The sequence below is a fragment of the Stenotrophomonas sp. Steno-Z4 genome, assembly GCF_056393145.1.
The window spans coordinates 117,488-144,049 of sequence record NZ_JBWJPC010000002.1; the positions used below are offsets into that span (position 1 = coordinate 117,488).

At 67.8% G+C, this 26,562-nt stretch carries 22 protein-coding genes and 1 pseudogene; 15 read left to right on the forward strand and 8 right to left on the reverse strand.

Annotation, left to right across the window (positions count from 1 at the left end; translation table 11 throughout):
* The first annotated feature begins 86 nt into the window (after positions 1-86).
* Entirely contained in the window at positions 87-1,193 is a 1,107-nt protein-coding gene (locus AC06E7_RS06985) for a GDSL-type esterase/lipase family protein (protein ID WP_478063742.1), read from the forward strand.
* 171 nt (positions 1,194-1,364) lie between these two features.
* Here the strand turns inward: AC06E7_RS06985 and phhA are convergent, their stop codons facing one another.
* The gene (gene phhA, locus AC06E7_RS06990; protein WP_478063744.1) at positions 1,365-2,261 is read right to left on the reverse strand and encodes a phenylalanine 4-monooxygenase; all 897 of its coding nucleotides are present in this window, start codon (positions 2,259-2,261) and stop codon (positions 1,365-1,367) included.
* Between the two features lie 127 nt (positions 2,262-2,388).
* Here phhA and AC06E7_RS06995 point away from each other — a divergent pair.
* Positions 2,389-2,870, forward strand: a pseudogene (locus tag AC06E7_RS06995) (Lrp/AsnC family transcriptional regulator).
* Positions 2,871-3,000: 130 nt separating this feature from the next.
* Here the strand turns inward: AC06E7_RS06995 and AC06E7_RS07000 are convergent.
* Both AC06E7_RS07000 and AC06E7_RS07005 read right to left on the reverse strand, forming a co-directional pair.
* Complete coding sequence (locus tag AC06E7_RS07000; RefSeq protein WP_184126322.1) at positions 3,001-4,002, reverse strand: patatin-like phospholipase family protein; 1,002 nt, start codon at positions 4,000-4,002, stop codon at positions 3,001-3,003.
* Positions 4,003-4,303: 301 nt separating this feature from the next.
* Entirely contained in the window at positions 4,304-4,882 is a 579-nt protein-coding gene (locus AC06E7_RS07005; protein ID WP_478063746.1) for a type II toxin-antitoxin system PemK/MazF family toxin, read from the reverse strand.
* A 406-nt stretch (positions 4,883-5,288) separates the two neighbouring features.
* On the opposite strand from AC06E7_RS07005, the gene AC06E7_RS07010 reads away from it, so the two are divergent.
* Positions 5,289-7,556 (forward strand): TonB-dependent receptor, encoded by a 2,268-nt coding sequence (locus AC06E7_RS07010; RefSeq protein WP_320458274.1) that lies wholly within the window; start codon positions 5,289-5,291, stop codon positions 7,554-7,556.
* Positions 7,557-7,910: 354 nt separating this feature from the next.
* Here AC06E7_RS07010 and AC06E7_RS07015 read toward each other — a convergent pair whose 3' ends face one another.
* A complete protein-coding gene (locus tag AC06E7_RS07015) occupies positions 7,911-8,756 on the reverse strand; it encodes an acid phosphatase (RefSeq protein WP_478063749.1) in 846 nt (281 codons plus the stop codon).
* Between the two features lie 219 nt (positions 8,757-8,975).
* On the opposite strand from AC06E7_RS07015, the gene AC06E7_RS07020 reads away from it, so the two are divergent.
* Both AC06E7_RS07020 and AC06E7_RS07025 read left to right on the forward strand, forming a co-directional pair.
* Positions 8,976-9,857, forward strand: a complete 882-nt coding sequence (locus tag AC06E7_RS07020; RefSeq protein ID WP_306990270.1) for a lipase family protein — start codon at positions 8,976-8,978, stop codon at positions 9,855-9,857.
* A gap of 10 nt (positions 9,858-9,867) precedes the next feature.
* Entirely contained in the window at positions 9,868-11,076 is a 1,209-nt protein-coding gene (locus AC06E7_RS07025) for a DUF4785 domain-containing protein (protein ID WP_478063751.1), read from the forward strand.
* Between the two features lie 34 nt (positions 11,077-11,110).
* Here AC06E7_RS07025 and AC06E7_RS07030 read toward each other — a convergent pair whose 3' ends face one another.
* Positions 11,111-11,941 (reverse strand): ABC transporter ATP-binding protein, encoded by an 831-nt coding sequence (locus AC06E7_RS07030; protein WP_095362428.1) that lies wholly within the window; start codon positions 11,939-11,941, stop codon positions 11,111-11,113.
* A gap of 149 nt (positions 11,942-12,090) precedes the next feature.
* Here AC06E7_RS07030 and AC06E7_RS07035 point away from each other — a divergent pair, with 149 nt between their 5' ends.
* The 6 genes from AC06E7_RS07035 (at position 12,091) to AC06E7_RS07060 (ending at position 19,740) form a co-directional block, all read left to right on the forward strand.
* A complete protein-coding gene (locus AC06E7_RS07035) occupies positions 12,091-13,293 on the forward strand; it encodes a DesA family fatty acid desaturase (RefSeq protein WP_478063753.1) in 1,203 nt (400 codons plus the stop codon).
* A gap of 42 nt (positions 13,294-13,335) precedes the next feature.
* A complete protein-coding gene (locus tag AC06E7_RS07040; protein ID WP_478063755.1) occupies positions 13,336-13,665 on the forward strand; it encodes an EF-hand domain-containing protein in 330 nt (109 codons plus the stop codon).
* A 27-nt stretch (positions 13,666-13,692) separates the two neighbouring features.
* Positions 13,693-14,505, forward strand: coding sequence for a bifunctional DNA-formamidopyrimidine glycosylase/DNA-(apurinic or apyrimidinic site) lyase (gene mutM / locus AC06E7_RS07045; RefSeq protein ID WP_478063757.1), 813 nt, complete (start codon positions 13,693-13,695; stop codon positions 14,503-14,505).
* Between the two features lie 65 nt (positions 14,506-14,570).
* Complete coding sequence (locus AC06E7_RS07050) at positions 14,571-15,137, forward strand: ECF-type sigma factor (RefSeq protein ID WP_217537838.1); 567 nt, start codon at positions 14,571-14,573, stop codon at positions 15,135-15,137.
* A 78-nt stretch (positions 15,138-15,215) separates the two neighbouring features.
* Positions 15,216-18,089 (forward strand): protein kinase domain-containing protein, encoded by a 2,874-nt coding sequence (locus AC06E7_RS07055; protein WP_478063759.1) that lies wholly within the window; start codon positions 15,216-15,218, stop codon positions 18,087-18,089.
* A gap of 49 nt (positions 18,090-18,138) precedes the next feature.
* Entirely contained in the window at positions 18,139-19,740 is a 1,602-nt protein-coding gene (locus AC06E7_RS07060; protein WP_068854480.1) for an OpgD/OpgG family glucan biosynthesis protein, read from the forward strand.
* A gap of 39 nt (positions 19,741-19,779) precedes the next feature.
* On the opposite strand, the gene AC06E7_RS07065 is transcribed toward AC06E7_RS07060, so the two are convergent.
* Together AC06E7_RS07065 and AC06E7_RS07070 are read right to left on the reverse strand one after the other, a co-directional pair.
* On the reverse strand, positions 19,780-20,400 hold the full coding sequence (locus tag AC06E7_RS07065) for a thymidine kinase (RefSeq protein ID WP_068848139.1): 621 nt from the start codon (positions 20,398-20,400) through the stop codon (positions 19,780-19,782).
* A gap of 21 nt (positions 20,401-20,421) precedes the next feature.
* Positions 20,422-21,171, reverse strand: a complete 750-nt coding sequence (locus AC06E7_RS07070) for a tetratricopeptide repeat protein (protein WP_095362431.1) — start codon at positions 21,169-21,171, stop codon at positions 20,422-20,424.
* Between the two features lie 107 nt (positions 21,172-21,278).
* On the opposite strand from AC06E7_RS07070, the gene AC06E7_RS07075 reads away from it, so the two are divergent.
* Both AC06E7_RS07075 and AC06E7_RS07080 read left to right on the forward strand, forming a co-directional pair.
* On the forward strand, positions 21,279-23,255 hold the full coding sequence (locus AC06E7_RS07075; RefSeq protein WP_478063761.1) for a UvrD-helicase domain-containing protein: 1,977 nt from the start codon (positions 21,279-21,281) through the stop codon (positions 23,253-23,255).
* A gap of 145 nt (positions 23,256-23,400) precedes the next feature.
* Positions 23,401-23,934: a GNAT family N-acetyltransferase gene (locus tag AC06E7_RS07080; RefSeq protein WP_478063763.1), complete on the forward strand. Its 534-nt coding sequence runs from the start codon at positions 23,401-23,403 to the stop codon at positions 23,932-23,934.
* A 105-nt stretch (positions 23,935-24,039) separates the two neighbouring features.
* Here the strand turns inward: AC06E7_RS07080 and AC06E7_RS07085 are convergent, their stop codons facing one another.
* Complete coding sequence (locus AC06E7_RS07085; protein WP_478063765.1) at positions 24,040-24,699, reverse strand: YceH family protein; 660 nt, start codon at positions 24,697-24,699, stop codon at positions 24,040-24,042.
* 109 nt (positions 24,700-24,808) lie between these two features.
* On the opposite strand from AC06E7_RS07085, the gene AC06E7_RS07090 reads away from it, so the two are divergent.
* A complete protein-coding gene (locus AC06E7_RS07090; protein WP_478063767.1) occupies positions 24,809-25,726 on the forward strand; it encodes a 5'-nucleotidase, lipoprotein e(P4) family in 918 nt (305 codons plus the stop codon).
* Positions 25,723-26,442 (forward strand): orotidine-5'-phosphate decarboxylase, encoded by a 720-nt coding sequence (gene pyrF / locus AC06E7_RS07095; protein ID WP_478063769.1) that lies wholly within the window; start codon positions 25,723-25,725, stop codon positions 26,440-26,442. Before AC06E7_RS07090 ends, pyrF begins: the two co-directional genes overlap by 4 nt.
* Positions 26,443-26,562: the final 120 nt, after the last annotated feature.

The window sequence follows — 26,562 nt, forward strand, 5'->3', positions numbered from 1 at the left end:
CGGTAGGTACCGACGGTTGGTCGGTACCCCCGCCAAACGTCCTGACGGTAGCGCCGGCCGTTGGCCGGCCCTCCTGGAGCCCGAACATGCCCCGCTTCCTGCTCCCGATGCTTTTGTTGTTCGCGGCGGTCACCACACACGCGGCGCCGCAGCGTGTTTTCATTGCCGGCGATTCCACCGCTGCCGACTACGGCCCCGAACGCGCGCCGCTGATGGGCTGGGGCCAGGCCCTGCCGAGTTATCTGGACCCCGCCGTCTGGCAGGTCCGCAATCACGCCAAGGCGGGCCGCAGCGCACGCAGCTTCATCGAGGAAAAACGCCTCGATGCGATTGCGGCCGAGATCCAGCCCGGCGACGTGCTGCTGATCCAGTTCGGCCACAACGACGCAAAATTCGAAGACCCCACCCGTTACGACGACCCGGACACCGCCTACCCGCAGTACCTGATGCGCTACGTGCAGCTGGCCCGCGACAAGCGCGCCACGCCGGTGTTGATCACCCCGGTGGCGCGGTTGCTGTACGACTTCGGTTCGCTGCTGGACACGCACGGGCTGTACACCCAGGCGGTGAAGCAGCTGGCCGCGCGCGAACAGGTGGCGCTGATCGATCTCAACGCCAGCTCCACGCGCTGGATCCGCGCGCTGGGCGAGCAGGGCGCCAAGCCATACTTCATGTTCGTACCCGAACAGAACAAGGCCGACGGCACCCATTTCAGTACCGCCGGTGCCACCGCCGTGGCCTGCCTGGTGCTGCGTGACTGGGTGGCGTTGCAGCCAACGCTGAAGCCGGCCTTGAAGCGCGACATCGATTGCGATGTCAGCCAGGCCGCAGGGCAGGGCGCTGACCCGGCCAAGCCGTCGAAGGTTGTCCATGAGCGCGATATCGCCATTACCCAGCCCGGTCCGCATGGCGGTGCCGGCCCGACCACGGCGTATCCGTTCTTCGCCGACGACAAGGACCTGCCGTTCGTGCTGCGCAAGCGCGTGCTGCACAAGGGCGCCGGCATCGGCCTGCACCCGCAGCACAAGGACGAGATCTATTACATCGTCAGCGGGCAGGGCAGCTACGTACTGGATGGCAAACAGTACGACGTGGCGGCCGGCGACGCGCTGCTTACCCGGGTGGGCAGCCTGCACGCGCTGCAGCAGCGGGGTGAGCAGGATCTGGTGGTGCTGCTGGCGTACCCGCGGTGAAGGCGCAGCCGGGCAGGGCCCGGTGGGTCGGCTTCTGGCAGGTCCCCGGCGATCATGCTGCCGCACGACCAACGGTCGTGCGCTACCGCCGCCGCGCACCGTGTCACGACCATTGGTCTCAGCGCACCGTCCCGGCGGTAGGTCACGACCGTTGGTCGTGACGCTTCAACCTTACACGTCGCCGCCTTCCGCCCAGCCCTCGCCAGTGCCCTTCTGGAACACGCGGTCGCCGTCCTGCACATCACCGGCCGGCAGGTGCTCCTGCGTTTCCAGAGCGGCGTAGATCGGGGTGAAGTCCGGCGCGGTCGCTTCCATCAGCTGCTCGTAGCTGTCGATGACGAAGTAGGTCTGCTGGAATGTGTCGATGCGGTAGCGGGTGCGCATGATGCGCTCCAGGTCGAACCCGATCCGGTTCGGCGCAGCCGATTCCAGCGAGTACAGCGATTCGCCCTTGGACGAGACGATGCCCGCGCCGTAGATGCGCAGTCCTTCGGGCGTATTGATCAGGCCGAACTCCACCGTGTACCAGTACAGGCGGGTGAGGTGCTGCAGCGCTTCGGGGCCGATCGCGTGCGCCTTGACGCCGCCGCGGCCGTAGGCGGCCATGTAATCGGCGAACACCGGGTTCATCAGCAACGGCACGTGCCCGAACAGGTCGTGGAACATGTCCGGTTCGGCGATGTAGTCGATCTGGTCCGGGCGGCGGATCCACCAGGTGACCGGGAAGCGGCGGTTGGCCAGGTGGTCGAAGAAATCCAGTTCCGGCAGCAGGCCTTCCACGCCAACCAGAGTCCAGCCGGTGGCGGCGCCCAGCACTTCGTTGAGCTGGTCGAAGCGCGGAATCATGTGCGCGTTCATGCCCATCTCGTCCTGCGCCTGCAGGAACTCCTTGCTGGCTCGGCCCACCAGCAGCTCACGCTGGCGCTGGTACAGGGTGCTCCAGGTGGCGTGGTCGTCGGCGGTGTAGCTTTCCCACGGCTGTTCCACCACGGCGGTGGTGTACACCGGCACGTAGCCCTTGTCGGTCTGCTGGTGTTCGACGCGGCGGGGGGCGGTGGCGGTTTCCATCGAGGTGGGCTCCTGGGAAGTGACCCCTTGATGCTAGGGCAGGGTGCGCGCAAGAGGATTGCAAAGTTGCGCGGATCTGCCGACCTGGCGCAATATCGTTGCGTCCAATCAATGTTGCGGAGCAGCAATGTCCGGAGATGCCCAGTTCGACCGCACGGATCTGCGTCTTCTGGCGGAGATCCAACAACATGGCCGCGCCACCAACGCCGAACTGGCGGCGCGGGTGAACTGTCCCCGTCGGCCTGCCTGCGGCGGGTGCAACGGCTGGAAAGCGAAGGAGTGATCGCCGGCTACGGCGCGCGACTGGAACCGCGCCGGATCGGGCTGGGGCTGCAGGCCTTCGTCCGCGTGCAGCTGGAAAAGCACGACCAGCACGCCATCGGCGTGTTCGCCGACAGCGTGGTGGACTGGGATGAAGTGGTGGCCTGCCATGCGCTGACCGGCGACATGGATTACCTGCTGCACATCTACGTGCGCGACCTGGAGCACTTTTCCAGCTTCCTGCTCGACAAGCTGCTCAATGCAGCGGGCGTGGCCGACGTGAACTCCAGTTTCGTGCTGCGCACGGTGAAGGACTTCAGGGCGTTGCCGTTGTCGCAGCTGGAATGACGCAATTCGACATTCCAGCGGTAGAGCCGACTGTTAGTCGGCTGCCCTTTGCGCAGACTCCGCCGCCCGTGCGGAGAGCAGCCGACTAACAGTCGGCTCTACCGCGGGCGGCGTCCAGAGATGACGCGGTTTACCCCTCGCACTTTTCCTTGCGGCCCATCAGCTTGCCCACGCGCGAGGGTTCGTCGCACTTCGGCTTGGGCGGGGGCGGCGCCGCTGCCGCCGCGCGTGCCTTCTGCAGCTGCTGGATCTTCGCGCGGATCTGCGGCATTGCCGCCATCGCGGCCTTTTCGCCCTCCAGGATCGCGTAACCGCGCTGGCTGAAATCGGCCGCGCCGATGTCCAGCACCTTGGGGCGGATGATGATGTCGGCACGCGCCAGTTCCTGCTCGCCCAAGCGCTGGCCCATGATCGAGATGGACTGGTTGACGATGCCCAGCATGCCGGTCGGCGATTTGCCGCTGGCCTTGCTGGAGATATCCACCGCGATGACGAAGTCCGCGCCCAGTTGGCGCGCGGCATCCACCGGCACTGGGCTGACCACGCCGCCGTCGACGAACAGGTTGCTGCCGATCTTCACCGGCTCGAACACGCCCGGGATGCTGCTCGAGGCACGCACCGCCTGGCCGACGTTGCCGCGCACGAACACCGCACGGTCGCCGGTATCGAGGTTGGTGGCCACGGCGGCGAACGGCTTCTTCAGCTTTTCGGCCGGCTTGTTGTTCACCTGCGCGTTGACGTAATCCTGCAGCTTCTGGCCCTGCACCAGGCCGCCGGAAAACAGGCGCACGTCGCGGATGCTGGCCTCATCCAGGGCCACGGCCTTGGACTGCATCTGGAAGGCATCCATGCCGCTGGCATACAGCGCGCCAACCACGCTGCCGGCGCTGGTGCCGGACACCACGACCGGCTCAAAGCCATTGGCTTCCAGCATCTTGATCACGCCAATATGCGCGAAGCCCTTGGCCGCACCGCCGCCCAGCGCGATGCCGATCTTCACCGGCTTGGCCGGTGCGGCAGGCACCGCCACCGGGGTAACCGGGGTGGGACGGGCGTTCTCGCCCCCACAGCCAGCCAGCAGGCCGAGCAGGGCAACAGACAGCGTCAGGCGGGTGCGGCGGAAGGCGGTCATGGCGTCGGCGGAAAGTGAATGGGCATTAGCATAGCGGTAGCGCCGGCCGTTGGCCGGCCTTCGAGATGGTTGGGGCGGGGGGCGTTTAGCGGGGCGTCGGGCCGACCATGTCGCGTGGCTGCTCGGTAGTACGTACTGGGTACCGGCGCCAGCAAAAAAGAGGCCCGCTTGCGCGGGCCTCTCGGTGCCTTTCGGCCAAATGTACTGCGTGTGCCTTTCGGCCAACGCCACCAGTTTATGGACCAGGGTCGACGGGTGCAAGCTGAAACGAAGCCATCGAGCTGTCAAGAAGGCCGTGGAATCAACGGGTTGCCTCGGATTCAAGGGCTTCCGGAGGCCCGGGGGAGTGCTGGAGTTCTCGATCCATTTGCGACAAATCGCGCACGGCGTCGAGGAGGCCTTGGCAGCCTATGGCCCTGATCACTGCACGCTGGATGGACGCGAGGCAGTCATCAGACACCCTTGGGGGTGGCGAACCGCGTCGATTCAGTGGTCTCAGGCGGTTCCGGTCGACCGTCTGGACCATGTTGGACTTGGCCCAGCAGGTCGGTGCGTTCCGGTACCTGACAAGGTCGGGCAGTTGGGAACGCTCCAGACGGACATGCAGTCCTCTGGCCTCGCCCGCTTTCCGGGGATTGTTGTGGCAGTCCTGCGTGGTGCTGATGGGAACGACCAGATACTGGCCCTTGTGGTCTCCAAGGATGACAACGGGACGGGGCTTCTGGATCTCGTAGGGAATAGGGCCTTGGAACTCGGTTCTGGTGTACTCGGTTCGGCCATTGGTCCCAGCCATGACTGGCGCTCCGTCCGGGTCCAGGAGTGGGCGGTATCTGCCGAAAAGACATTCGTAAATCTCGCCGCGCTTGATTCGGGAATTCATTGCAGAACCCTTTCTGGATCGCCCGGTTTGTAGCACCGGCCGCGATCGAAGACAGGTACTGACTCACCATTCGGGTGTGATCATCGTTGCGCCAGGAAGGCATCCACACGAGCCCGCCTGAAGGCAGAAGCCATTCCAGGCGCTATGGCCAGATCCACTGCGTCATTCTGCGCGGAACTCGTTGTCGTGACTGGCTACGCAGCGTCTAACCACCGTTCTGGGCTTCCGGCAGCAGCGATTCGGAGCCGGTGCCGTTCCCTGAAGGCGTTCATCCAGCCGTTCCCGTTTCACATTTCCGGGACCGGATCCTGATAATCAGTGGTCCGCATTTGCGACGCTGTTGTTGTACTGCAACAATTGTCTGGTAGCGCCGGTCCACCACCCTTCCCAACACAGCCTAATCGCCATGTTCCCGAACCGCACTGCCCACGGCCGTACTCCGTCCGTGCATCCCCTCGTTGTCGCGCTTGCCGCCCTGCTGCCATTGACGGCCGCAGCCCAGGACGCCCCCGCCACCAAGGATCCGGTGGCACTCGACACCCTGCAGGTCACGGCCCAGCGCCGCGTCGAAAACGCCAAGGACGTGCCGGTCTCGATCTCGGCCATCCAGGGTGAAAAGCTCGACGTGCTCGGTTCGGCCGGCGACGACATCCGCTTCCTGTCGGCCCGCGTGCCGAGCCTGAACATTGAATCGTCCTATGGTCGTGCCTTCCCGCGCTTCTACATCCGCGGCCTGGGCAACACCGATTTCGATCTCAATGCCTCGCAGCCGGTGTCGCTGGTGTATGACGATGTGGTGCAGGAAAGCCCGCTGCTGAAGGGCTTCCCGCTGTTCGACCTGGCCGGCGTGGAAGTACTGCGCGGCCCGCAGGGCACGCTGTTCGGGCGCAACACGCCGGCCGGCGTCGTGAAGTTCGATTCGGCCCGCCCGTCGCAGGATGCCGATGGTTACGTCAAAGTCTCCTACGGTACCTATGACACCTGGAACACCCAGGCCGCCTACGGTGGCCCGCTGACCGACCGCTGGTCCGCGCGCGTGTCGGCGCTGTACCAGCGCCGCGACAACTACGTGGACAACACCCGCCCGAACGCACCGGCCGAAGGCTTTGAAGGCTACGACGAAGCCGCCGGCCGCGTGCAGTTCCTGTACGAAGGCGACGAGTTCGAAGCGCTGTTCAACCTGCACAAGCGCAAGCTCAACGGCACCGCGCGCCTGTTCCGCGCCAACATCATCCAGCCGGGCAGCAACGCGCTGGTGGAAAACTTCGACCGCGACAAGGTCTCCAACGACGGCGAGAACTTCTCCGAACTGGAAACCTGGGGCGGCAGCGCGCGCCTGCAGTGGAACCTGGGCAGCGTGACGCTGCACTCGATCACCGGTTATGAAACCGCCGAATCGCTCAACCATGGCGACATCGACGGCGGCTACGGCGCCAGCTTCCTGGGCGCCGGCAACTACGGCCCGGGCTTCATTCCCTTCCCGTCCGAATCGGCCGACGGCCTGCCGCACCACCGCCAGTGGACCCAGGAATTCCGCGTGGAATCCAACGAGTGGGGCCGCTTCGACTGGCAGGCGGGCGTGTTCTACTTCGATGAAGACGTCACCATCGACAGCTTCAACTACGATTCGCTGACCCCGGGCAACCCGCAGACCGGCCATGCCGTGCAGAGCCAGCGCAACAAGGCGTGGGCAGCGTTCGCGTCCGGCGATTTCGACGTGACCGACAAGTTCAAGCTGCGCGGCGGCGTGCGCTACACGCAGGACAAGAAGGACTTCACCGCCAGCGTGCTGCAGGCGGTACCGGGTGGCACGCCGGTGAGCGGTCCGTACATCGCCAACACCGACGTCGACGATGTCAGCTGGGACCTGAGCGGTGTGTACCAGGTCACCGACAACTTCAACGCATACGCACGCGTGGCCAAGGGTTTCCGCGCGCCGTCCATCCAGGGCCGCCTGGCCTTTGGTGGCGTGTCGCAGGCCGATTCGGAGAAGGTGATTTCGTATGAAATCGGCGTCAAGGCAGACCTGTTCGACCGCCGCGCGCGCCTGGGCTTCAACATCTTCCGCTACAACGTCGATGGCCAGCAGCTGATCGCGGTGGGCGGCAGCAACAACACCGCCACCCTGCTCAATGCCGACAAGACCATCGGCCAGGGCGCGGAGCTGGACTTCGAAGCGTACCTGACCGACCACGTGCTGCTGACCCTGGGCAGCAGCTACAACGACACCGAGATCAAGGACCGCGACCTGGCGGTAGCGATCTGCGGCGGCGGCTGCACCATCACCGACCCGACCACCGTGATCAATGGTGGCACCTACGCGCTGGTCAACGGCAACCCGTTGCCGCAGGCGCCGAAGTGGATCCACAACCTGACGCTGCGCGCCGGCTTCCCGATCAACGATGCCAGCGAGCTCTACGTCTACACCGATTGGGCCTACCGCAGCCCGGTGAACTTCTTCCTGTACGAGTCGCCGGAATTCCGCAGCCGCTCGTCGCTGGAAGGCGGCCTGCGCCTGGGCTACAACTGGGATTACGGCCAGTACGACGTGGCCGTGTTTGGTCGCAACCTGACCAACCAGACCCGCGTGGTGGGTGCGATCGACTTCAACAACCTGACCGGCTTCCTCAACGAGCCGCGTACGTTTGGCGTGGAGTTCACGGCGAAGTTCTGATCGGGGTACGCAGCATGTAGACGAAAACGGCGCGGAGCAATCCGCGCCTTTTTTTTTGTCGATCACAAACCGGTAACGCCGACGTTAACGCCGACGGTAGTGCCGACTGTTAGTCGGCAGCTCTCCCTTCCGAGGTCATGAACGCCGGACGGGTGGCTTCGGCCGGGCGTAAACGTCGGTGGCGCTTCCACAATGGCAGTCATTCGACTTCGGATGCTTGCGCCGCGCTGCGCGCGGTCGCCGACTAACAGTCGGCGCTACGAATTGCTGGCGAACGTCCGTGGATCAGGATACGTCGCGAATTGCTGGCGAACGCGATCAGATCCGGATGCGTCACCATCGGGCGACCCAACGTCACAGCGCGCTGGCGGGTCGGACCTTCAGTATCGTTTCCTCGGCCGCGCAATCGCGGCTCACGGTTGCGCCTGCCTTTCGAGCTGCTGCGATTTCCTTTCGGGCGGCCAGCAGGTCGCGGTTGAAGTCGGCGTTGTCGTGCAGCCTTGCCACCGCCGCCGCGCCCATGAAGCGCCCTTCGAGAATGTCGCTCTGCCAGTGCACGTTGCACACCAGGCGGCTTTCGCCGTAGTTGCGGCCGCGGGCCTGGATGGCGTCGGCGCGCTCGGGGACGATTTCCGACAGGATCAGCGCCCACGCCCAGCCGATCGAGGTGTGGCCGGACGGGTAGGAGCCATTCTTGCGCAGGCCTTCTTCATCCTCCGGCGTGCAGGTGGGTTCGCCATTGACCATGAACGGGCGCGTGCGCTGGTAGTGGTGCTTGGCGGCGCGGGTGGCGGCGCTGGCATCGATGCGGCTGCGCTCGAGCAGGCGGTACAGCGCGGGGGTCTTCTGTGCATCCACATCCAGCCCGATCGCGCAGGCGAACTGGTTCGCCCCTTCCGGGAAGCCCAGTTCGGCATCGCGGTGGGCCTGGGCGAAACGCGGGCTGTCGCGCAGGGCGCGCGCTTCGCGGCTGACCTGCTCGTCCAGCGCGAACCCGGCCGAGCCCGCCGCCGGCGGGGCCGGCACCAGCGCCAGGCTGTCCGGCACTGCGTCGGGCGCCAGGTAGCCCACCGCCTTGGTCACCACCGAGGCCTCCACCGGCGTGGTCGGCGCGGCCACCGTGGTACAGCCGGCCAGGGCCGCAATCAGGGCGGTGGCCAGCAGGGGGCGCAGGAACGGGGCGGAAGCGGCAGCGTGCATCGGCAGGTCTCAAAAGCGTGAAGCGCGCATGATCGCAGCTTCCCAGGCCCCTGCCAGCGGCCACTGGTCATGCCGCCAGACCCGGCATGGCGCCGTGAAGGGCCGCGTTGGGAGTCGTTTCAAATGATAGGAATCCTCTACTGGTTCACGGAAACCGATTCGCAGGCGGAATAGCTTCTGTCGGCAATCAGGGGGATCACCGGGAAAGGGAGTCACAGGATGCAAAGCACTGCAGTGGGGAAGGGCGCGGCCCTGGCCCTGGGAATGATGCTGGCCTGCGCCAGCGCGCACGCCGCCGACGTGGTGGGCGTGGCGTTCGTGCACGGCACCGGCAAGCAGACCGATGCGCGCGCCGATTACTGGCAGCCGGGCATCATCGACACGGTACGCCAGGGCCTGCCCAACAGCGCCAATTACACCGTAGTCAACTGCGATTTCGAGCAGTACATGTGGAAGCCTGAAGCGGCCGGTTGCCTGGCCGGGCAGCTCACCACCTTCATCAACACCCGTGGCATCACCAGGCTGGTGGTGATCACCCATTCCAACGGCGGCAACGTGGTGCGTTGGATCCTGTCCAACCCCACCTACGACAGCCGCTACCCGAAGCTTATCCAGACCATCAGCAAGGTCACCGCGCTGGCGCCCTCGTCGGCCGGCACGCCGCTGGCCGACGCGGTGCTCAACGGCAACGCCTTCGAAGCGTCGGTCGGCTGGCTGCTGGGTTACCAGAACGATGCGGTGCGCATGCAGCAGGTGGGCTGGATGGCCACCTACAACGCGCAGAACCTGTACGGCACTTCCGGTCGCCCGGCGCTGCCCAAGCCGTTCCGCGCGGTGGTGGGTTCGGATGTGGAATCGGCGGTGTGGGACAGCAACAGCTACTGCGGTGGCTATGCGCAGAACGTGGGGCTGGAGCTCACCCAGAACTGGCTCGACAGCTGTTCCGATGGCTTCCTGGAATGCAGCAGCCAGAAGGCGGCCGGCAGCGTGCTGTTCACCGACAAGGCGCGCACCAACGGCGCCGAACCGCTCAGCCACAACCAGAGCCGGCGCGAATGCTTCGGCCTGGGCGCGATCCTGCGCAACGACCTGACCCTCTGAGGAGCACGCCATGACGTCACGATTGATGCTTGCCATGGCCGTCGCCTCGGCGCTGTTCGCGCTGCCGCTGCACGCCGCCCAACCGCTGCAGGCCGCGCGCGGCACCGACCAGGTGGCCCCACGCGTGGAACGCGCGCCGATGCCCGATGCCACGGTGGAACGCGCCCCCGTGCGCTTTGCCTGGGCGCTGGACCCGACCCGGGCGCTGGGCGCGCCGGCCCCGTTCGTTGCACTGAGCCGCAGCTACTGGGACACCGTGGATGCGGCCACGCTGCAGCGCGGCCTGGAGCTGCCGCTCACCGCGCCGGATGCGGTGATCCAGGTCAGCCCGGTGCAGGGTGCCCGCGCGCTGGAGGTGGAGCAACTGCAGGTGCGCGATCCCTCCGGTGCGGTAGCGCTGGACACGGTGGTCGATGCCCAGCAGCTGCGCGCTGCAGGCATGGGCGTGGGCGAGGGCAGCGCGATGGCGCGGACCGGCGCCAGCACGGCGGTGGGCACCTACCGCCTGCAGGCCGCGCAGGCCCAGGGCCGCTACGTGGTGCAGGTGCTGGAGCCCAACAGCCCGATCGCGCTGACCCTGCAGGCCGACCGCCAGCAGGTGCTGGCCGGTGGCAGCGTGCTGTTGAACGCACGCCTGCAGCACGACGGTGGCAACGCGGCGCGGGCGGCGGGGCGCTCGGCAGCGCGCACGCTGCCGGCGGGCGGCGAAGCACTGCTGGTGGCACCGGACGGGCGCAGCTGGCCGGTGCCGCTGGTGGCCGGCAAGGACGGCCTGCGCGCGCAGGTGACCATTCCCGAGGATGTGGGGCAGGCACAGGGGCTGTGGGAACTGCAGGCCTTCGTGACCGCGCAGGGCGTGCAGCGCGACGCCAAGGTGGCGTTCGCCGTCGCCCGGCCGACGGCGCGCTTCAGCGGCCAGATCGAGGTGGATGCCGCCCGGCGCCAGGTGCGGCTGCCGCTGCAGATCGGCGCGCCGGGCCGTTACGAGGCGCGCGGCACACTGCACGCCACCGGGCCCGACGGCAGGCTGCACCCGGTGGCGCAGGCGCATAGCGCGGCGTGGTTCGATGCGGCCGGTGCCGGCGAACTGCTGCTGGCGTTCGACACGGTGGCATTACCGGGTGGCTACGGCGCCCCGTTCGAACTGCGTGACCTGCAGTTGCAGGACCAGGGCCGGATGGCCCCGATCGAAAGCCGCGCAGTAGCGGTGCGGTTCTGATGGAGGCCGGGGGCGGCAACGCCGCCCCCGGCTGTCACCCCGCGAAGGCGGTCAAGCGGCCCTCGTGCTCGACGACCTGGATCGGCCCGCCGAATACCTCCGACAGCGGCCCATCCTGCAGCAATTCCGCCCGTGTGCCATCGGCCGCGATCCGGCCGCCGCGCAGCAGCACCACGCGTTCGATTTCCGGAATCACTTCTTCGATGTGGTGGGTCACCAGTACCAGGGTGATGCCCTGCGCGGCCAGCGTGCGCATGGTGGCGATCAGGTGCTGGCGCGCCACCAGGTCCAGCCCGGTGGACGGCTCGTCCAGCAGCAGCGCCTGCGGCCGGTTCACCAGCGCACGGGCGATCAGCACGCGCCGGGTTTCACCGGCGGACAATTCGGCATAGCCCCGGTGCAGCAATGGCAACGCCCCGGTCAGTGCCAGCGTCTCGCGCACCCGCGCGCGCATGTCGTCGGTGACCTCGCGGAACGCGGGCACCACGAAGCTGGCGAAGAACCCCGACAGCACCGCTTCTTCCACGGTCAGCCCGGGCATGTCGGCCAGGTTGCTGCTCAGGTCACCGGTGACGATGCCCAGCTGCGAGCGCAGCCGGTCCACCTGCCAGCGGTTCTGCCCGAGCACGCGCACGGCGACGGTGCCGTCCGCGTGCGCCAGCGGGTACAGCTCACGGGTGATGAGCTTGATGAAGGAGGATTTGCCGCAGCCATTGGGGCCGAGCAGCGCGGTGTGCTGGCCCTGGGCGATGCGCAGGCTCAGGTCATGCAGCACGCGGACCTGCCCCCGGATCACACAGGCGCGGTCGAGTTCGATCAGGGGGGCGGCGGCGGCGATGGCCGGCGGTGGGGTGGCAACGGTCATGAATGCGGGGGCAATGCTCACGAAGGGGGAAAACAACTGAATGACTGCGCAAAAATCGCATCAGACGGATGAAGTTTGCAACGTCTGGCCCCATGATGGACCCACCTGTCACCGTTTCCCTGCTGGCCATCACGGCCCGGAGTCCTGCGATGCTCGATACCCTCATCAACTTCCTGACCGGCGGTGTCGTCGGCCTCGGCTGGTGGGGCATGGGCCTGGTGCTGCTGGTGTTCACCCAGCTCACCATCTTTGCCGTCACGCTCTACCTGCATCGCAGCCAGGCGCACCGCGGCGTCGATTTCCACCCGGTCATCGCGCACTTCTTCCGCTTCTGGACCTGGCTCACCACCTCCATGATCACCAAGGAGTGGGTGGCCATCCACCGCAAGCACCACGCCAAGGTGGAAACCGACGAAGACCCGCACAGCCCGGTGACCAAGGGCATCGGCACGGTGTTCTGGCGCGGCGTGGAGCTGTACCGCGAAGCCCGTGGCATGCGCGCGGACATCGAACAGTACGGCCGCGGCGCCCCGGAAGACTGGATCGAGCGCCACCTGTATACCCCGCACGCCAACCTGGGCCCGGTGGCCCTGTTGGCGGTGAATTTGGTGCTGTTCGGCCTGCCCGGCGTGGCCCTGTGGGCGATCCAGATGGCGTGGATTCCGTTCTGGGCCGCCGGCGTGGTCAACGGCCTGGGCCACTGGTGGGGCTACCGCAACTTCGAGTCGGCCGATACCTCCACCAACCTCACCCCGTGGGCGTTCTGGATCGGCGGCGAAGAGCTGCACAACAACCACCATGCCTTCCCCAGCTCGGCCCGCTTCTCGATGCGCCGCTGGGAGTTCGATGTCGGCTGGGCAGCGATCCGTGGCCTGCAGGCCGTGGGCCTGGCCAAGGTGCTGCGCGTGGCGCCCAGCATGGACGTGCGCCCGAACATCGCCGTGCCCGATGCCGAAACCCTGAAGGCCCTGCTCTCGCACCGCTTCCAGGCCATGACCGATTACCAGCGCAATGTGTTCGTGCCGGCCCTGCGCGAAGAAGCCGCGTTTGCCGGTGCCAAGCTGCGCAAGCTGCTGCCGCGCCGCATGCGCCGGGGCCTGGTCAACGACGGCCGCTGGCTCAAGCCCGATTGCCGCGCCGAACTCAGCAGCTGGGTCGAACAGCGCCCGCGCATCCGCGTGCTGGTTGAACACCGCGCGCGCCTGGCCGCCCTGCTGGAAGCCCGTGGCAACGATGCCGCCGAACGCCTGAAGCTGCTCCAGGCCTGGTGCCATGAAGCCGAGGCCAGTGGCATCGCCGCGCTGCAGAACTACGCCGCGCGCCTGAAAGGCTACGCGCTCACGGCGCACTGACCGGTGCGGCCTGCCCCTGGCACCACCGGAAAGCGCCGCCTTGTGCGGCGTTTTTCCTGCGCGTCCCTGTTGCTGCTCGCCGCCGCCGCGCAGGCCCAGGTCACCGACACCGGCAGTTACCTGCAACGCATGGATGCCGATGGCGACGGCAAGGTCAGCGTCGAGGAGTATGTGCAATGGATGATGTACGCCTTCGACCGCATGGACCGCAACGCCGACGGCGTGCTCGGCGCCGATGAACTGCCCGGCGGCAAGGGCAGGCCGATCACCCGCGAGCAGCAACGGCAGACGATCATCGAACGCTTCCACAAGCAGGACGCCAACGGTGACGGCTTCCTGAGCGCGAAAGAACTCGCCGCCCCACCCCGATGACACCGCGCACCCGCCTGCCATTCCCCCATGCCTGAACTTCCCGAAGTAGAAACCACCCGCCGCGGCCTGGCCCCGCACCTGGAAGGCCGCCGCGTGCACGGCGTGATCCTGCGCCGGCCGGACCTGCGTTGGCCGATTCCCGACGAAATCAGCGCGCTGCTGCCCGGCCAGGCGATTGAAGGCGTGCGCCGCCGCGCCAAGTACCTGCTGCTCGACACCGCCATCGGCAGCGCGGTGCTGCACCTGGGCATGTCCGGCAGCCTGCGTGTACTCCCGGGGGATACCCCGGTCCGCGCGCACGATCACGTCGATATCAGCCTGGACAACGGCCGCCTGCTGCGTTTCAACGACCCGCGCCGGTTCGGCAGCCTGCTGTGGCAGCCGGCCGGGGACACTCATCCGCTGCTGGCCGGGCTGGGCCCGGAGCCGCTGGACGACGCCTTCGACGGTGACTACCTGTTCCAGCGCAGCCGCGGCCGCAGCGCCTCGGTGAAGACCTTCCTGATGGACCAGGCCATCGTGGTCGGGGTGGGCAACATCTACGCCGCTGAAAGCCTGTTCATGGCCGGGATCAATCCGCTGCGTGAAGCCGGGAAGATCTCGCGTGAGCGCTACCAGCGCCTGGCCACGGCGGTGAAGCAGATCCTGGCCTATGCCATCACCCGTGGCGGCACCACCCTGCGCGATTTCATCAACCCCGACGGTGCCCCGGGCTATTTCGAGCAGGAACTGCTGGTCTACGGCCGTGAAGGCGAACCCTGCCGGCAGTGCGGGCGCGTCCTGCGCCACGCCACCATCGGCCAGCGCGCCAGCGTCTGGTGCGGCCACTGCCAGCGCTGAACTCTCCTACGCATCTGCAGGAAGCGGCGCTATAGTCGGCCAAACGTCACCGGCGGGGGTGTGCGATGGACGAAAGCCCGGATATCACCGTATGGCTGGATTCGGCCCGGTCGGGCGACCGCGCCTCGCTGGACCGGGTGCTGACCCTGCTCTACCAGGAACTGCACAGCATGGCCCGGCGCCAGCTGGCCGGGCAGCAGGGCCGCACCCTGGATGCCACCTCGCTGGTCCACGAGTCCTACCTCAAGCTGCTGGGGGCACGCGGCGCGGCGCGCTTTGAAGACCGCGCACACTTCTTTGCCTACGCGGCCTCGGCCATGCGCAGCGTGGTGGTCGATTACGCGCGCAACCGGCTGGCGCGCAAGCGCGGCGGCGATCTCAAGCGCGTGGCGGAAATACCCGAAAACAGCAGCAGCGGCGTGCGTCTGGATGAGGACCTGCTGGCGCTGGACGTGGCACTGGCACGGCTGCAGGCGGTGGACAACCACCTGGCCAAGGTCGTGGAGCTGCGCTACTTCGCGGGGTTGTCGGAACAGGAAATCGCCGATCTGTGCCAGCGCTCGGAGCGCAGCATCCGGCGCGATTGGCAGAAAGCACGGATGTTCCTGCTGGCGTCGGTCCGCGAGGACTGAGCACGGCGGCAGTCGGGTTCCCGCGCGAGGGCGCGGGCGGAGGTGCACGGTGGCAACACAGCGCCCGGGGAAGGGACGATGGACGCAGTGCGCTGGCGGCAGTTGTCGACGCTGCTGGATCAGTTGCTGGAACTACCCCACGACCAGCGCGCCGCACGCCTGGCGCAGCTGCGCGTGGCCGATGCGACGCTGGCCGACGACCTGGAGCGGTTGCTGGAGCACGAGCAGGAAAGCCAGGAATTTCTGGCCCAACCGCTGTGGACCGCCGCACCGGAAGACAGCCGCGCCGGCACCCACATCGGTCCGTACCGGTTGCTGCGACAGCTGGGCGAAGGCGGCATGGGCGAAGTCTGGCTGGCCGAACGGGCCGACGGGCTGTACCAGCGCCAGGTAGCGCTGAAGCTGCTGCGCAGCGGCTACGCCGACCCCGGTTTGCGCCAGCGCTTCAGTCGCGAACGCGAAATCCTGGCGCGTCTGCAGCATCCGCACCTGGCGCAGCTGCTCGACGCCGGCGTGGACCTGCAGGGCCAACCCTACCTGGCGCTGGCCTACGTGGAGGGCGAGCCGATCACCGATTACTGCCAGCGCCTGCAGTTGCCGCTGGAACGCCGCCTGCAGCTGATGCTGCAGGTGTGCGCGGTGGTCAGCCACGCACACGCCAACCTGATCGTGCACCGGGACCTGAAGCCGTCCAACATCCTGGTCACCGCCGCAGGCGAAGTGAAGCTGCTGGATTTCGGCATCGCCAAACTGCTGGACGATGAGCAGGCGCGCACCAACGCCGCGCACCCGCCGACCGAAGCGCGCGCCTTCACCCTGCACTACGCCGCACCCGAACAGGTGCGGGGCGAACCGGTGACCACGCTGACCGACGTGTATTCGCTCGGCGTGGTGCTGTTCGAGGTGATCACCGGGCGCAAGCCCTATCGCCTGCGCCGGCACAGCGACGCCGAGTGGGAGCGCTCGATCCTGGAGGTGGATGCGCCGCGTGCGTCCAGCGTGCTGTTGCGTGGCGACACCACCGACGCGGCGGCTACGCCGGCGGCGCGGCGGCTGGCCCGGCGCCTGCGCGGTGACCTGGATACGATCCTGCTCAAGGCGCTGCAGAAGGACCCTGCGCAGCGCTATGCCTCGGTGGAAGCGCTGGCGCAGGACCTGCAGCGCTTCCTGGAAGGCCGCCCGATCCACGCGCGCCCGCAGCGTTCGCTGTACCGCCTGCGCAAGTACCTGGGACGGCACCGCTGGGGCGTGGCGCTGGCTGCGGTGGCGATCCTGGCACTGGCGGTGCTGGCGGCACTGGCGCTGTGGCAGATGCAGCAGGCGCGACGTGAGATCGCGCGTGCGCAGGCCATGCAGGATTTCACCATCGGCCTGTTCGACCGCGCCGCCAGCGTGCGCCACGGCAGCTTCGATGTGCGCCAACTGCTGGCCACCGGGCAGCAGCGCGGCGAGGCGGAGCTGGCTGACCAGCCATTGCCGCTGGCCGACCTGGAAGGGGTGATCGGCCGGCTGCGGATCGGCATGGGCGACTACGCGCTGGCGCTGGAAACGCTGGACCGGCAGCGCGCGCTGCTGGACCAGGTCAAGCAGGTGCCGCCCGGGCTGCAGCTGGAAGCGGTCACCCAGCGCGGCCGCGCGCTGCGCATGCTGGGCCGCTCGCGCGAGTGCGTGGCGCACATGACGCCGATGCAGGCGCTGGCGGCCGAGCAGCGTCAGGCGCTGCCGTCGGTGGTGGCCGAGTTCCACGCCCAGCTGGGCCGTTGCCAGCAGCTGCTGGGCTACCGCGATGAAGCCCGCGAAGGGTTCGAGCGTGCGCTGGCACTGCGCCGCGACATCACCCACGACGCCACCGCAATGGCCGAGAGCCTGTCCGACCTGGCCGCACTGGAGAGTGACGACGGCAACGCACAGGCCGCGCTGGCCGGCTACCGCCAGGCCCTGCAGCTGCTGCAGGCGCGCACCACCGACCGCCACCCGCAGCTGGTCATCCTGCGCCGCCACCTCGGCGAAATGATGGCCGCGCAGGGCGACCTGGACGGTGCCGACCGCAGCCTGCGCGCGGCGTGGACCGACGCGGTCAGCCTGTACGGCAATGACCATCCCGAAACGCTGGCCATCCGCCGCCTGCGCGCGACCCTTGCCCTGCAGCGCGGCGATCTGGCCGAAGCCGAAGCCGCCCTGCAGCAGGTGCACCGGCTGACCCGCCAGGCGCTGGGCGAGCAGCACCGCGACACCGGCCAGACCTGGCATGCGCTCGGCCGCTCGGCGCTGGAGCGCGGCGACAACGCGGCGGCGGTGGAGGCGTTCGGCCGCGCAGTGGCGATCTGGCGCCAGCCCGACTGCATCGGGCTGCTGCCGCAGGGCCTGTACGACTATGGCAACGCGCTGGCCGAGGTCGGCCGCTGGCAGGATGCGCTGGCCGCCTTCCACGAGGGCCGCCAGTGGCAGGCCGCGCAGCGCGGCGACGACGACCCGGAAGTGCAGCGGGGCGACCGCCGCATGGCCGAGATCATCGGCGAGCATGTCGACCCCTGGCAGGCCGGCGAGCGCCTGGCAAAACTGATGCGGCAATCCGCGCGGGGTGGCCCGGAGGCCCGCCTGCAGCTGCAGGCGGTACAGCTGGCGTGGGGACGCAACCTGCTCCGCATGGACCAACCGGTGGAAGCACAGCGCGCGCTGCAGCCGCTGACCGAGGGCGAGGCGATGGACCCGCGCAGCGTCAACCTGCGCTGGCTGGCACGGACCGCGCTGGGCCAGCTGGACTGCGCGCAGGCGCCGGCACGGGGGCGCGAGGCACTGGTGCGGCTGCAGGCAGAAGTGCGCGCGCAGCGGCCACAGGGCGGCCGCATTCCCCGGCAGATCGAGCAGGCGCTGCAGGCCTGTGGCAGCAAGCGCCTGCAGGCGCGCACCGGCCAGCCTGAACGCAGGCGCGGCGCCACGGCAGCGAATTAACGTTCACGTGCCTATGATGGCCGACCCTTTCCTGCCCATCGCTGCCTGCATGCAACGACGCGACTTCATCCGCAACGCCTCCCTGGCCCTGGCCGCCATTGGTTTTCCCGCGCTGCCGGCCTGCGCCGCGCAGGGCAGCCAGGTAGGCCTGCGCCGGCTGGGCCAGCCGCAGCCGTTCGATTTCGCCACCCTCAAGGGCCAGGCACGCGCGCTGTCCGAGGCGGCTTACAAGAGTCATCGCCGGACCCTGCCGGGGCCGCTGGAGGCGCTGGACTGGGACCAGTACCAGTCGATCCGCTACCGCCAGGACCACGCGCTGTGGGCGGACCAGCCCGGCCGCTTCCAGGCCAAGTTCTTCCACCTGGGCCTGTATTTCCATTCGCCGGTGCGCATGTTCGACATCGTCGACGGCAAGGCGCAGGAACTGGCCTACGACCCGGCCGCGTTCGATTACGGCAAGAGCGGCCTGAAGAACGGCCACCTGCCGGCCGACCTGGGCTTTGCCGGGTTCCGGCTCAATACCCGCGCCGACACCGACCGCGATTTCGCCGCCTTCCTGGGCGCCAGCTACTTCCGCGCGGTAGGCAAGGAAGGCCAGTACGGCCAGTCCGCCCGTGGCCTGGCGATCGACACCGGCATGGACCGCCCGGAGGAATTCCCCGATTTCATTGCCTACTTCCTGGAACAGCCGGCCGCCGACTCCAACACGCTGGTGGTGTACGCCCTGCTGGATTCGCCCAGCGTGGCCGGTGCCTACCGCTTCGCCATCACCAACGGCGATGTGCTGCTGATGGACGTGGACGTGGCGCTGTACCCGCGCAAGGCCATCGAACGACTGGGCATCGCGCCGTGCACCAGCATGTACCAGGTGGGCGAGAACGACCGCCGGATGGCCTGGGACTGGCGCCCGGAGATCCACGACACCGACGGCCTGTCGATGTGGAACGGCGCTGGCGAGTGGATCTGGCGCCCGCTGTCCAACCCGCGCCAGCTGCGCTTCAACATGTTCGTGGACAACAACCCGAAGGGCTTTGGCCTGCTGCAGCGCGACCGCAGCTTCGACCACTACCAGGATGATGGCGTGTTCTACGAGAAGCGCCCTTGCCTGTGGGTGGAACCGAAGGGTCAGTGGGGCAGGGGCTCGGTCCAGCTGGTGGAAATTCCCACCGTGGACGAGACCTTCGACAACATCGTGGCGTTCTGGAACCCCGAAGCCAAGCCGCAGCCGGGCCAGGAAATGCTGCTGGGCTACCGCCTGTACTGGGGCGCCGAGCCGCCTGCCCGGCCGCCGCTGGCGCAGGCCGTGGCCACCCGCACCGGCCTGGGCGGGGTGATCGGCAAGAAGCGCGAGTATTTCTCGTGGCGTTTCGCCGTGGACTTCCAGGGCGGCGAACTGGCCGCGCTGATCGACAAGGGCGAGGTGGAAGCGGTGGTGCAGGCCAGCCGCGGCCGCACCGAAATCGTCTCGGCGCGCCCGCTGCGCGAGATCAAGGGCTACCGCGCCATGTTCGACCTGGTGCCGCCCGATGACAGCACCGACCAGATCGACATCCGCCTGTACCTGCGCAGCGGTGGCAAGACCCTGACCGAAACCTGGCTTTACCAGTACAGCCCGCCGCCGGCGGGCGCGCCGGAGCGTACGTTGTATTGAGACGGTGTACCGACCAACGGTCGGTACCTACCGGCACGTTTACAAGGGTAGCCGTGCCTGGGCAGGGTCGATCCGGCCTTCGCCGCGCGTGATCTTCTTGAACTCCGCGCGGCTGACCGAGACGTAGCGTTCGTTGCCGCCGATCTCCACCTGCGGGCCGTCCTGCACCGCGTGGCCGTGTTCGTCCACGCGCACGGTCATGGTGGCCTTCTTGCCGCTGTGGCAGATGGTCTTGATCTCCTGCATCTCGTCGGCCCAGGCCAGCAGGTACTGGCTGCCTTCGAACAGCTCCCCGCGGAAATCGGTGCGCAGCCCGTAGCACAGCACCGGAATGCGCAGCTGGTCGACCACTTCGCTGAGCTGCCAGACCTGGCTGCGGCTGAGGAACTGTGCCTCGTCCACCAGCACGCAGCCCAACGGCCCGTCGCTGGCGATGTCGGCGCGGATCAGCTGCTCCAGGTCGGTATCGCGGTCGAAGGCAATGCCATCGGCCTTCAGGCCGATCCGCGAGGCCACCACGCCGCGCCCCGCACGGTCGTCCAGGCGCGGGGTGAGGATGGCCACGCGCATGCCGCGCTCGCGGTAGTTGTGCGCCGACTGCAGCAGCGTGGTGGTCTTGCCGGCGTTCATCGCCGAATAGTAGAAATAGAGCTTGGCCATCGGCCAATTCTAGACGGCGCGCTACCTCCCGTCGCCCTCTCCGCCGTGGACGGTTTCCGGCCGCCCCACGTCGATCTGCTGCTGGCGCAGCGGGGCCATCCAGTAGGTGTCGTGCAGACACCAGTACAGCTCGGGCTTCCAGTACTCCGGGTCGTAGTAGTCCGCACCGGACTGAACCTCGCCCGCCGTGGCGCCGGTGTGCTGTACAACCTGCAGGCCGCTGTGCACGTGCCCGACCCGGCTGCCGGTGATCTTCGACAGCCTTCCGCGCATGGCGCTTTCCAGCCGCGGCTTGGCGACCTGGTCGCCGTACTGGGCGAACACGTCCTGCCTGCGCTGCAGCGCCCGCTCGCGCTGCCCCGCGTCCAGCTCGGCCCACCAGGCGTCGCGCAGGCGCACGAAGTCGTGATAGCCGCGCTCGGCGGCCAGGTCCATCCACGCGTACGCCAGCTCCGGATCGGCCGGCACCCCACTGCCCTCGCGGTACATGATCGCCACCCGCAGCTGCGAGTACTTGTCGGCGTACTCGGCGGCCTTGCGGAACCGCGACAACGCGCGTGGCAGGTTGCCCTTGTCGAACTCCTTCAGCCCATAACGGCGCCAGCGCAGATCCGGATGGCCATCCAGGAAGCCATCGGTCATCAGCGAGGCGGGAATGGTCCGGGGGACCTGCCGCGCACAGCCAGGGGTGCTTGCGCCAGCGACCCCGGTGGCCAGCCAGAGGGCCGCGCCGACCGCGCTGCCGGCCATCCAATGCATGAATCCATTCATGTGTTTGCTCCGATCCGATCGCTCTCTGGATATCCCACCGCCCGGCGCAGGTCAAGCCAGGTCCGGTGGCCCGCCGCCCGTTACAATGCGGCACCCACGGAGAAGGCATGCACGGTCTCAATCCCCCCCAACGCGCGGCAGTGCTGCACTGCGAAGGTCCCCTGCTGGTACTGGCCGGCGCGGGAAGCGGCAAGACGCGCGTGATCGTGGAAAAGATCGCCCAGCTGATCAGCACCCGCCGTTACCCGGCCAAGCGCATCGCGGCGATCACCTTCACCAACAAGTCCGCCAAGGAAATGCGCGAGCGCGTGGCCAAGCGCCTGCAGGGCGGCGACGCCGAAGACGTCACCATCTGTACCTTCCATGCGCTGGGCCTGAAGTTCCTGCAGATCGAACATGCCGCGGTAGGCCTCAAGCGCGGCTTCTCGATCTTCGACGCCGACGATTCCACCTCGCAGGTGAAAGACCTGATGTACGGCGCCAAGCCGGACGACATCGAGGACGTGAAGAACCTCATCTCGCGTGCGAAGAACGCCGGCCTGTCGCCCGAACAGGCGATGGCCGAAGCGCGCAGCAACCGCGAGAAGGAAGCGGCCAGCGTCTACGAGCGCTACCAGCTGCGCCTGACCGCGTTCAACGCGGTCGATTTCGACGACCTGATCCGGCTGCCGGTGCAGGTGCTTGAGGAGCACCCGGAGATCGCGCTGGCCTGGCGCGAACGCATCGGCTACCTGCTGGTCGACGAATGCCAGGACACCAACGATGCGCAGTACCGGCTGCTCAAGCAGCTGGCCGGCGCTGCCGGCAACTTCACCTGTGTGGGCGACGATGACCAGTCCATCTACGCCTGGCGCGGGGCCAACCCGGAAAACCTGCAGCAGATGGCGCGCGATTACCCGGCGCTGGAAATCATCAAGCTTGAGCAGAATTACCGTTGCTCCAACCGCGTGCTGCGCGCGGCCAACGCGCTGATCGCCAACAACCCGCATGAACACCTGAAGAAGCTGTGGAGCGACCAGGCCGACGGCGAACGCATCCGCGTGTGGGAGTGCCGCAACAGCGAACACGAGGCGGAGAAGGTCGCCGCCGAGATTTCCTACCTGGCCACCTCCAAGCAGATTCCGTGGAGCGACTTCTGCATCCTGTTCCGCGGCAACTTCCAGTCGCGGCCGCTGGAAAAGGCGCTGCAGCTGGTGCGCGCGCCGTACCACATCACCGGCGGCACCGCGTTCCTGGAACGCCAGGAAGTGAAGGACACGCTGTCGTGGCTGCGTCTGCTGGTGAACCCCGATGACGATACGGCGTTCATGCGCGCGGTGCAGTCGCCCAAGCGTGAAGTCGGCGCCGGCACGCTGGCCAAGCTCGCCGAGCTGGCCTCGGACAAGGAGCTGCCGATGGCGCATGCGGCCGAGGCGATCGGCGCGCTGGCGCAGCTGCCGCCGCGCGCCGCCAACAGCCTGAGCCGCTTCACCGACATCCTGCGCGACCTGCGCGCGGAAATGCCCAAGCTGAGCTCGGGCGACCTCGTGCGGAAACTGGTGAAGGATTCGGGGCTGGTCTCCGAACTGCGCAGCACCTGCAAGGAAGAGTCGGTGTACCAGCGCCGGCTGGCCAACCTGGAAGAGCTGGCGCAGTGGTTCGAAGGCGGTCCTCGTGGCGCTTCTACCGCCGACCTGGCCGCGCAGCTGGCGTTGTTGTCGCGCAACGACAAGGACGACGGTGGCAACCAGGTGCGGATGATGACCCTGCACGCGTCCAAGGGCCTGGAGTTCCCGTATGTGTTCATCGTCGGCTGCGAGGACGGCGTGCTGCCGCACCAGGTCAGCCTGGACGAGGGCAACCTGCAGGAAGAACGGCGCCTGCTGTACGTGGGCATTACCCGCGCCAAGGTGCAGCTGTGGATGAGCCACAGCAAGCTGACCCGCAAGTTCGGCGAGCATGTGAGGCTCAAGCCGAGTCGTTTCTTCGACGAGATCCCGGCCGAGGAAATGCAGCGCGATGGCGCCGACCCGGTGGCAGACGCGGCGCGCAAGAAGGAGCGCGCCAGCGCCGGCCTGGCAGCAATCGAGGCCTTGTTCGACTGACGTTGTAGAGCCGACTGTCAGTCGGCTGCCGTTCGCGCGGCGCCTGCAGAAGGCAGCCGACAGAAGGCAGCCGACTAACAGTCGGCTCTACCCACGTGTTCCAACAGCCTGCACAATCGGCCAATTCCTGCCAGCGAGCGACGCGATGTCCGCCGTGATCCAGACCGAACGCCTGCACCTGCGCCTGATCGATCCCGACCATGATGCGGCGGACATGCTGGCGCTGCTCAATGAACCCGGTTTCATCCGCCATATCGCCGACCGTGGCGTGCGCACCCTGGCGCAGGCGCGCGATTACACCGCCGAACGCGTGCTCGGCAGTTACACGCTCAACGGGTTCGGCATGTACGCCATCATCCGGCGCAGCGACGGCGCGTGGCTGGGCAACGCCGGGCTGGTGCGCCGCGATGGGCTGCCCGCGCCGGACGTGGGCTATGCGCTGCTGTCGCAGTACGAAGGCCATGGCTACGCGTTCGAGGCCGCGCGCGGGGTGATGCACTACGCGCGTGACGTACTGGGCTACCCGGACCTGTACGGCATCGTCGCCCCGGAGAACCTGCGCTCGGCTGCACTACTGCGCAAGCTGGGCATGGAAGACCGTGGCGATGTGCGCCTGCCGGCACCACGCGATGAAGAAGCGCTGCTGCTGTTTGCCACACCGGGGGCGCCGCAGGTTTGACGGTTGTCCACCAATCGCGTGGGACACGCATGGCGTGTCGCTACGCCTGTGCGACGAGATTTCAGGCCGCGCCGTAGCGACACGCCATGCGTGTCCCACGCAATCTCACCCGCCCAGCTGGGCGCGCATCTCGGCCAACTGTTCCTGCAACGCGGCCACCGTGGTTTCCAGCGCCTGCACGCGCGCTTCCAGCGCGGCATTGCCGCCGCCACTGGACGGTGCGGATTTGTACTGCTCGGCCAACGCCTGCACATCCACCGGGCCGGCCAGCAGGTGCATGTAACGGTCTTCGCGCTGGCCGCCCGCGCGCGGCAGCAGCACGGCCAGGCCGCGCTGGATCATGCGCTCCACGTGGTGGCGCAGCTCGTCGGCGTCCTGGAACTGGAACAGGCGCTCGCTGCGGGTCAGCAGCTCGTTCACCGTCTGCGGGCCGCGCAGCAGCAGCAGGCCCAGGATGGCCAGCTGCTGCCGGGTCAGGTCCAGCGCGCTGCCGGCGCGGTGCTCGTAGCGCTCGGCACGCGAGGAGAACTGCTGGCGGGCCAGACCCAGGGTTTCCAGCTGGCGCAGGGCGTGGTGCACATCGCCGGCCGACAGCTGCAGCACCGGCTCGCGGGCGGTCTTCTGGTTGGCCGCCACCTGGGTGGCGTTGACCGTGAGCGGGTAGGCGTCCGGGGTGGTCGCTTCCTTCTCGATCAGGCAGCCCAGGGCACGGGCCTGGGCCGCGTTGAGCACGGGCAGGGCAGGGGTCTGGGTGTCGTCGGTCATCTCGCGCTCCGGGTGTTTCTGGGCCGTGCAGCATAGCCGAGCCCTGCGGCCGGCATGAACCGCGGCGGCCAAGCCGGTAAACTGGCGCAACTCAGTACTGGTGATTGCCATGCGTCGTACCGCTGTTTCCCTGTCCGTGCTTGCCTGCGCCGTGATGGCGCTGGGGGCGTGCAAGCGCACCGAGACCCCCGCCGAAGCTGCTGCCCCTGCTGCCGCCGCTGCCGCGCCTGCCGCAAAGGGCGATGCCGCCGTGGCCGCCAACGACAACCTTAACGCCGTGCTGTGGATGCAGCGTTCGCAGGAATACCGGGCAATCACCGAGCAGACCTACCGCGCCGCTGCCGACCACCTGGACAAGGCGCTCAAGGAAGCCAACTGGGATGCGCTGGTGCCCGAAGAGCGCGGCAACGCCGCCAAGGGCCTGAAGCCGGCCGTGGTGCTGGACGTGGACGAAACCGTGCTGGACAACTCGCCCTACCAGGCCCGCCTGGTCCGCGACGGCGGCGAGTACGACGAACTGAGCTGGGACCAGTGGGTGGCCGAGAAGAAGGCCAAGGCCATTCCGGGCGTGGTCGATTTCGCCAAGGCGGCCAACGCCAAGGGCGTGACCCTGCTGTACATCTCCAACCGCGCCGTGCACCTCAAGGAGGCCACCCTGGCCAACCTGCGTGCCGAAGGCCTTCCAGTGGCCGATGACAGCGTGTTCCTGGGCCTGGGCACGGTGGTGAAGGACTGCGAGCAGGCCGGCAGCGAAAAGAACTGCCGCCGCCGCCTGGCCGGGCAGAACTACCGCGTGCTGATGCAGTTCGGCGACCAGCTGGGCGACTTCGTGGAAGTGACCGCCAACACCAATGACGGCCGCGACGCGCTGCTGCAGCAGTACCACGACTGGTTCGGCGAGCGCTGGTGGATGCTGCCCAACCCGACCTACGGCGGCTTCGAACCGGCCCAGTTCAACAACGACTACAGCCAGTCGCGCCAGGCCCGCCACGACGCCAAGCGGGCTGCGCTGGACTACGCGCCGTGAGCCGCGCCCCGCTGCCGCTGCGCGATGACGAACGCCTGATCTTCGCGCTCGATGTGCCGGGCCGCGAGGATGCGCTGGCCTGGGTGGACCGGCTGGGCGATGCGGTGTCGTTCTACAAGATCGGCATGGAGCTGCTGGCCTCGGGCGAGTACTTCGAGGTGCTCGATGCGCTGGCCGCGCGCGACAAGCGCGTGTTCGTGGACCTGAAGTTCTTCGACATCCCGGCCACCGCTGCGGCGGTGATCAAGCGCCTGTCGCAGTGGCCGGTGAGCTACGCCACCATCCATGGTTGGCACCCGGCGATGATGGAGGCCTGCGCGGCCGCCAACAGCAGCGACATGCGCCTGCTGGCGGTGACCGTGCTGACCTCGATGGGGCGTGAGGACCTGCGTGGCATGGGCATCGACCGCGAGCCGGTCGACGTGGTGGTGGAACGCGCGCTGGCCGCGCAGGCGGCCGGCATCGACGGCGTGATCGCCTCGGGCCAGGAAGCCGGCCCGATCCGCGCCGCCACCGGCGCCGGGTTCTCGATCGTGTGCCCGGGCATCCGCCCCGGTGGCCCGGTGGGCGACGACCAGAAGCGCACCGTGGGCGTGGCCCAGGCGTTCGCCGACGGCGCCGATGCCATCGTGGTTGGTCGCCCGATCCGCTTGGCGGCCGACCCGCGCGCGGCTGCGCGGGCGATCCAGGACGAGATCCGCGCCGCTCGTCGCTGACTGATGTAGGGGTTGTACGCACCGGGATGGAACTGCATCCCGGTGCCAGGTAGCGCCTGTTCGCAGAAATGGATCCATCAATCGTTGGTGCCGCTGAAACGCGACCGACCACGCAGTTGT

Bases quoted from the DNA above. Each gene is read 5' to 3' on its own strand.
- AC06E7_RS06985 (WP_478063742.1), top strand. From the start codon at position 87: ATGCCCCGCTTCCTGCTCCCGATGCTTTTGTTGTTCGCGGCGGTCACC.
- phhA (WP_478063744.1), bottom strand. From the start codon at position 2,261: ATGGAAACCGCCACCGCCCCCCGCCGCGTCGAACACCAGCAGACCGAC.
- AC06E7_RS07000 (WP_184126322.1), bottom strand. From the start codon at position 4,002: ATGACCGCCTTCCGCCGCACCCGCCTGACGCTGTCTGTTGCCCTGCTC.
- AC06E7_RS07005 (WP_478063746.1), bottom strand. From the start codon at position 4,882: ATGAATTCCCGAATCAAGCGCGGCGAGATTTACGAATGTCTTTTCGGC.
- AC06E7_RS07010 (WP_320458274.1), top strand. From the start codon at position 5,289: ATGTTCCCGAACCGCACTGCCCACGGCCGTACTCCGTCCGTGCATCCC.
- AC06E7_RS07015 (WP_478063749.1), bottom strand. From the start codon at position 8,756: ATGCACGCTGCCGCTTCCGCCCCGTTCCTGCGCCCCCTGCTGGCCACC.
- AC06E7_RS07020 (WP_306990270.1), top strand. From the start codon at position 8,976: ATGCAAAGCACTGCAGTGGGGAAGGGCGCGGCCCTGGCCCTGGGAATG.
- AC06E7_RS07025 (WP_478063751.1), top strand. From the start codon at position 9,868: ATGACGTCACGATTGATGCTTGCCATGGCCGTCGCCTCGGCGCTGTTC.
- AC06E7_RS07030 (WP_095362428.1), bottom strand. From the start codon at position 11,941: ATGACCGTTGCCACCCCACCGCCGGCCATCGCCGCCGCCGCCCCCCTG.
- AC06E7_RS07035 (WP_478063753.1), top strand. From the start codon at position 12,091: ATGCTCGATACCCTCATCAACTTCCTGACCGGCGGTGTCGTCGGCCTC.
- mutM (WP_478063757.1), top strand. From the start codon at position 13,693: ATGCCTGAACTTCCCGAAGTAGAAACCACCCGCCGCGGCCTGGCCCCG.
- AC06E7_RS07050 (WP_217537838.1), top strand. From the start codon at position 14,571: ATGGACGAAAGCCCGGATATCACCGTATGGCTGGATTCGGCCCGGTCG.
- AC06E7_RS07055 (WP_478063759.1), top strand. From the start codon at position 15,216: ATGGACGCAGTGCGCTGGCGGCAGTTGTCGACGCTGCTGGATCAGTTG.
- AC06E7_RS07060 (WP_068854480.1), top strand. From the start codon at position 18,139: ATGCAACGACGCGACTTCATCCGCAACGCCTCCCTGGCCCTGGCCGCC.
- AC06E7_RS07065 (WP_068848139.1), bottom strand. From the start codon at position 20,400: ATGGCCAAGCTCTATTTCTACTATTCGGCGATGAACGCCGGCAAGACC.
- AC06E7_RS07070 (WP_095362431.1), bottom strand. From the start codon at position 21,171: ATGAATGGATTCATGCATTGGATGGCCGGCAGCGCGGTCGGCGCGGCC.
- AC06E7_RS07075 (WP_478063761.1), top strand. From the start codon at position 21,279: ATGCACGGTCTCAATCCCCCCCAACGCGCGGCAGTGCTGCACTGCGAA.
- AC06E7_RS07080 (WP_478063763.1), top strand. From the start codon at position 23,401: ATGTCCGCCGTGATCCAGACCGAACGCCTGCACCTGCGCCTGATCGAT.
- AC06E7_RS07085 (WP_478063765.1), bottom strand. From the start codon at position 24,699: ATGACCGACGACACCCAGACCCCTGCCCTGCCCGTGCTCAACGCGGCC.
- AC06E7_RS07090 (WP_478063767.1), top strand. From the start codon at position 24,809: ATGCGTCGTACCGCTGTTTCCCTGTCCGTGCTTGCCTGCGCCGTGATG.